Source organism: Bradyrhizobium sp. JYMT SZCCT0428, from assembly GCF_018131075.1.
Classification (GTDB): domain Bacteria; phylum Pseudomonadota; class Alphaproteobacteria; order Rhizobiales; family Xanthobacteraceae; genus Bradyrhizobium.
The window spans coordinates 1-5,542 of sequence record NZ_JAFCLS010000128.1; the positions used below are offsets into that span (position 1 = coordinate 1).

General features: G+C 55.3%; 6 protein-coding genes and 2 pseudogenes. 4 read left to right on the top strand and 4 right to left on the bottom strand.

Annotated elements, in window-relative coordinates:
* Positions 1 to 368: pseudogene (locus JQ575_RS43660) on the bottom strand (transglycosylase); the annotation flags it as partial.
* Positions 369 to 538: 170 nt separating this feature from the next.
* Complete coding sequence (locus JQ575_RS46005) at positions 539 to 898, bottom strand: helix-turn-helix domain-containing protein (protein WP_212039308.1); 360 nt, start codon at positions 896 to 898, stop codon at positions 539 to 541.
* A 1,015-nt stretch (positions 899 to 1,913) separates the two neighbouring features.
* Between JQ575_RS46005 and JQ575_RS43670 the strand changes: the two are divergent.
* The 4 genes and pseudogenes from JQ575_RS43670 to JQ575_RS43685 form a co-directional block, all read left to right on the top strand.
* Positions 1,914 to 2,255: pseudogene (locus tag JQ575_RS43670) on the top strand (hypothetical protein); the annotation flags it as partial.
* Positions 2,256 to 2,292: 37 nt separating this feature from the next.
* Complete coding sequence (locus tag JQ575_RS43675) at positions 2,293 to 2,757, top strand: type IA DNA topoisomerase (RefSeq protein ID WP_212039310.1); 465 nt, start codon at positions 2,293 to 2,295, stop codon at positions 2,755 to 2,757.
* A gap of 657 nt (positions 2,758 to 3,414) precedes the next feature.
* Complete coding sequence (locus tag JQ575_RS45520) at positions 3,415 to 3,606, top strand: hypothetical protein (RefSeq protein WP_249167313.1); 192 nt, start codon at positions 3,415 to 3,417, stop codon at positions 3,604 to 3,606.
* A gap of 185 nt (positions 3,607 to 3,791) precedes the next feature.
* Positions 3,792 to 4,295 carry a ferritin-like domain-containing protein gene (locus JQ575_RS43685; RefSeq protein ID WP_212039311.1) on the top strand — a complete coding sequence of 168 codons (504 nt, stop codon included), beginning with the start codon at positions 3,792 to 3,794 and terminating at the stop codon, positions 4,293 to 4,295.
* A gap of 146 nt (positions 4,296 to 4,441) precedes the next feature.
* On the opposite strand, the gene JQ575_RS43690 is transcribed toward JQ575_RS43685, so the two are convergent.
* A complete protein-coding gene (locus tag JQ575_RS43690; RefSeq protein WP_212039312.1) occupies positions 4,442 to 5,194 on the bottom strand; it encodes a hypothetical protein in 753 nt (250 codons plus the stop codon).
* 147 nt (positions 5,195 to 5,341) lie between these two features.
* Positions 5,342 to 5,542: hypothetical protein (locus JQ575_RS43695; protein ID WP_212039313.1), on the bottom strand; the 201-nt coding region annotated here is incomplete at its 5' end.

The following is a 5,542-nucleotide window of genomic DNA, read 5'->3' on the forward strand; positions in this document are numbered from 1 at the left end:
TAGATGAGATACCGAAAATCCTGCGTCACCGGCACCGGTGTTTCGGGCAGCGTCTGTGACGGATCGGGCAACGCGGCCAGGATGATCGATTCCGCCTTAGCGGAGGCTGCCGTCGCGACGTTGGCCGTCCCCGTCACGGGTTCGGCGCCAGCGGGGTTAGCGACAGCGGCGTTGGCCATAATTGCCTGTGGTTCATCTGCGAGCCTGGCGTTGGCGGCGAGAGAGCCTGCCCCGTTCTCGATTGGCCCTGCGCCCGTGTTCTCGGCGCCGTCCGAACCGAAGCCAGCCAGCCAGCCGACGATGACACTTGCGAGAATAAGCGATCCGCAGAACGCCGGCGCCACTGTCGTAAATCGCCTCGGGTTCATGATCCCGTCGCCTCCAAAGGCCCCGCCTGAGCCATGCTGCACAGCCAAGCTCGCGACGGGCTGATTTTTCGGATCAAGACATGACCGCACAATGGCGCAAACTCAGGCTTATCAAGTTTTTCCAAAAGGTGTTGCCTGAATGCAACGCGGCATCACCGAATCCGAACGAGCTATGACTCGCAGTCCGACGCGGCGACCCGGCGCATGCTAGCGAGCGCAACCGGCATCGCCGCAATTTTATCTTTCGGATGCGTATTTGTCGGGACTATCGCTTCCGCGCTCCGGCCCGCGCGGCTTTCGTGACGAGGGACATGGAAACCGTCTGCTGAATACTCGGAAATCTTGTTCCGAAGCGAGCGCACTGAGACGCCAAGCAGGCGCGCCGACACGGTTCTATTGCCATGAGTATGAGCGAGGGTTTCTAAGATCAGGTCCCGCTCGATGACACTCAGAGGCGAGCCGACCAGCCAACGAGCGAGACGGCGGCGCGACGAACTGGAAACTGGAGCGTGGGGCGATAGGTGTCCCATTGCGCGTTACTCCACACAACTGCCCACTAGACCCCTTCGTCAGGACACAACAACATAGTTACAACTTGTTAACGAGCACCACCATCGGATTTGCGGAAGCGCGGAGGTTGGCGGCGGTGCTTGCGGTGGATGTCGCGCCGCCAAGCGGGCTTTTCCGATAAGTTCCTCGATTTGGAGTTCGTGGGGCGGCTACTTCGTCAACTTCAGAACGTCGTCTCTCTTTTCGGCGCTTTCGCCATTCGTGCAAGAACGGCCGCTTGTTCCGCTGCCATCCGGAAGTCGCGCGCTGCCTTCAAAGGTCGCCTGATGTTTGGGTCTTCTGAGCCGCTGTCAAACGTGATCAATCTCATGCAGTGTGGGCATTGGGTCTGATAGCCCGGCCGCAATCGCTGCGCTCGTTCAGAGAAAGGCCGACGACAGTTCGAGCAAATGATCTTTATACGGTCAGTCATAAACCGCTCCGTTGAAACAGCCCCTAACTTACTAAGGTTCGCGTTTTGGCCGCGGCGTTGTATATTTCAATTTTCAGCATGGGAAAATTGGCGAGTAGTTGTGTCGCTGCGACTTTAGCTTCAGTCGGTTCCGAAAATTGGGTCTTAAAGTGGCCGTCGACGACCATTGCGTACCCACTAGTCGGCGCAACGTCTGCTCGTTGAATGGTTCTAGACGACTGCTCGGGGATGCGAAGGGGCTTCTTTGGTCCCACCATTATTGCACCAAGTGAAAGGGTTCTGAGTTAACTTCAAACTGAGTCTCTGCAACTGCGGACCCCGCGCAAGCGCAGGCAATGAAAAAAATAGCGCGAACTAACGGCGGCATAACTTACCTCCTCTTTTTGGACGCAAGCTAGACGAGGTTCGTTTCAAGCTACTTAGGAATATTAGTTTCTTGATAGTTATCAGACTAATTCAAATGGTCGGCTGACCTCGTCTGTCGTCTGACGAGAAGAGATACTTTGACGTCATCGCGCGGGCACATATGGCCGCCCTGATGCCCGACTTCCGTTACCGGGAAGACAACCGCAACTCTCGATGTGCGTGGCTTCGAATTCCGCGCAGCCGGTCGCCTGCCCATTGATCTCGGCTGGCGAGCAGCATTACCGGAGTGGCAGCCCGCCGACGAAAAGGGCGATGAGGCGCAATTGCTGCCGCCGGTGCGCAACGGCGAGACCGCGCAACTGCAAGATCCAAAAATTGAGAACAAGGAGATGCGGTCGCCCCCGCGTTACAACGAAGGCACTCTGATTGGCTATGCAGAATGCCTAGCGTTTGTTGATGACGAGGTCCTGCGGGATCGCCTGAAGGAAGCCAAGGGTATGGCACGCCTGCGACCCGGGCCGAGATCATCGTTGGGCTGAAGAAGCAGGGTTCCTGATTGCCCAAGGAAAGAATATTGTGCCGACTGAGACCGGCCTGTCGTTGTTCGGCGTTCTCAAACAAGCCGATCCGGCGCTAGTCGATCCGGGTGTGACGGCGCAGCTTGAATGCCTGCTCGACGACGTTGTTCTAGGCAAACAGGAGATGGTCGGCGCAATTGAGAAGTATGCGATGTCGCTGAGGCGCATTATCCGCAAGCTGAAGGAGGGTGCGACCGCGGTGGGACCTTCTTTTCTTGGCAGCGCAGGGGGCAACGGCACAGTAACGTATCCACCGAGGCCTGCAATGAAGCGCTTTGCTGACAGTCTGTTCCGGCAAAAGGACATCAAACCACCGCCCGGCTGCAAGACGACGATATCGATCTGCCGTAAATTCCTTAGAACGTCCGGCGGTGCAGCAGTCGGTAAGTTCGACGGTAAGTCCAGCACAATTGTTGTATGCCAAAACGCTGGCGCAGAGGAAAGGTCTCATCATTCCCGATGATGCGAGGATCAATTCGGCCGCGATATTCGCGTGGATTGATACGAATCGAGGCAAAAAACGACGCAAGCTTAATCGTAAAACCTCCAGTAGGGCGGCAGGATCGGCTGCATCCGATGCCCCGCTGCCGAAGGGGTCTTGAAGCAAAAGAAGTTAGCTCAGATACCGCTTCCGTGTCGGAAAACTCAAGCAGGATGCCGCTGCGGTACGGCAACAAGGAGATCGCGCTGAAGCTCGGTGCCCGTATGGCTCCGAGGAGTGGTATGCTCCGCCTGGAGTTGATCTTTCTGTATTCGGCGAGCGGGGGTGGTTATAAAGGTTGGCAGCTGCATGACGATCTTTTGCCGCCAATCAGCGATCATAAAAAGGGGATCGGCTTCTCTCCACCCGACCACTCCACAGTATACACGAAAAAATTATGCCGAGCGCATCCTTCGCGACAAGCTTCGCAAGATTGAAGTTTTTGTTCGCGGGTTCGGCAGCGACCGGAGAGAAAGCTGCTGCGGGCGCAGCTGCAGAACGCATCCGAGCGCGGCTTGGACGAACAGCAATTCATGAAAAGTCCACGAGCTAAAGTTCTCAATTCCCGATGTACGGTCGCGGCAGCTGTTCATCGCATTATGCCGACGTTACAGCCTGCGACCATTCCGCCATCGGCGGATGAACCGTCAAAGCATTGTGATCAAGGCACCAAAGAGTTTTATGGAGCAGGTATTATGGCCAGAATTTCAGAAGCTGAATGTCGCCTTGTTGGCTTACCTTTCCGAGATCACCGAAAAGGTCATTCGCGAGGAAGTGTATTGCGAGACCGGAGAAGCCGAGGAAATCTACCCGACGCGGATCGGGGGATGACATATTCTGGCGAAAACGGCATCGCTCTTTCGTAGTCGCTAGCAGCCCGTCATTGGCGACCTGGCTTGCCTGATGGCCCACGAGACCCCGGCGACGAGCTCATTGCCATCCATTAGGAACGCTTAGCTCACCAACTTGTTATCTCGCATATCGCCCTCGGGCGTATTCCCCACACGGAGAGTTCCATGGGCCTTTTTTCTAAGGACATTAAGACGTTTGACGACCTGTTCGTTCACCAGCTTCAGGACGTTTACTACGCTGAACAGCAACTCATAAAGGCTTTGCCCACAATGGCAGAGAAAGCCACGAATAAGGAACTTAAGCAGGGTTTGCTGGACCACCTCGAACAAACCCGTGGTCACGTTCAGCGCCTTGAACAGGTTTTCAAGATGCACAACGCCCAGCAGAAGGGTGTGACTTGCCCCGCGATTGATGGGATCATCAAGGAAGCCAACGAAACCATGGGCGAAGTCGAAAATAAGGAAGTTCTCGACGCTGCGCTCATCAATGCTGCACAGGCCGCCGAACACTACGAAATCACACGCTATGGAACTCTCGTTGCATGGGCAAAGCGACTTGGTCGCAATGACTGTGCCGCCCTTCTTCAGCAGACCCTAGATGAAGAGAAGACCTGCGACCAGAAGCTGACAAAGTTGGCTGAAGGCACTATCAACGTCCGCGCTGCCTAAAGGCTCGTACAACTCACAGCGGAAACGACGGTGGGTTTTCTTTGATTGATTGCTGTCAATTTTGTTGGGCACACTCCGCTGATCCAGCAAGGTTTGGCTTTCTGAAGGAGTAGAGCCGTTCAATCACGGGCATATGACCGTCTTGATTACCGGCTGCTATCAGTCAGTGTTTCACGGAGTTGGGTGCGGACTTTTTCCATTGTGGCGTTGCAATATTCCTCCCGCTCTCGTTGAAAACGCTTTTGGTTCGCTTTGAAGCTCTCTACCCGCTTTCGCATGTCGGCTCGGTCTATATCTAAACGCTGTGCCGGTGTGAGGTTTTTCGCGATCGACTCTTGCGAAGGTGGGATCGATTCACCTGCATTAGCAGTTTCCTGAAACAAAGACGGGGACACCGCTTTAATAAGTTCGGGTCCAGGAGGTGTGTCACCCGTGACCATCCATTGCGAAATCGCCCGTTGCTCTCCCTGTGCCAGTGGCTTGGTTCGCACATTATCGTAGGCGTGATTCTCAACGGGAGGCTGCAACGAAGGTAGTTCATCCGACACGGCGGACTTGGAGATCACGACAGCCACCATTGACATCGTCCGGCTAATTAGGGAAGCACTTTGCTGTTCTTGAACCGGCGGGACTGGAACGCCTAGTTGGTTTGCAACGCGTTGATTCACCGATTGTTCGACCATGGACAGCGTTTGATCAATCAGGGATGGCGTTTCCCTTTGAACCAGTGGCTTTATCGAAGACAGCCTTTCTGAGACTTGCTCGACAACAAGCTGCCCCACGGCAGGCGGCGTCTCGGATTGCTCGTGGTCAGCGACGGTAGCGATGTCCGCCGTCGGCGACCAGGCCTGACCAACCGCAGACGATTTCGGGGGCGCCATAGCTTTCGACTTGGCCATAGCGCTGCTGAGTATGGACAGAGCCTCGTCTATCAACCGGTCTGGGGTGTTTGTCGGTCCCATATCAATACCTAATCAACTAATCGAAATGCGATCATCCTCGAATTGCTGACTGAGCCGATTGTTCAAATTTTGGAAAAATTGAGGCTATGGCACGCCTTCGTGCTGGGCGCAAAGGGTGAGCATTGCTGCGCCGATTCCGCACGAAAGGAGGGCCAGAAGGATCGCAAACACCTCGAGGCCCGGGCTCGGCGGCTGTTGAAAACCTATTGCGTCTGCATCGGCGCTTTTTCCATTTTTTACGTATGCATCCGACGACCGCGTCTTATCTATCGCCTCGTGTTTTGC

Excerpts from the sequence above, each read along its gene's own strand:
- JQ575_RS46005 (WP_212039308.1), bottom strand. The coding sequence starts at position 898 with ATGGGACACCTATCGCCCCACGCTCCAGTTTCCAGTTCGTCGCGCCGC.
- JQ575_RS45520 (WP_249167313.1), top strand. The coding sequence starts at position 3,415 with ATGAACCGTCAAAGCATTGTGATCAAGGCACCAAAGAGTTTTATGGAG.
- JQ575_RS43685 (WP_212039311.1), top strand. The coding sequence starts at position 3,792 with ATGGGCCTTTTTTCTAAGGACATTAAGACGTTTGACGACCTGTTCGTT.
- JQ575_RS43690 (WP_212039312.1), bottom strand. The coding sequence starts at position 5,194 with ATGGCCAAGTCGAAAGCTATGGCGCCCCCGAAATCGTCTGCGGTTGGT.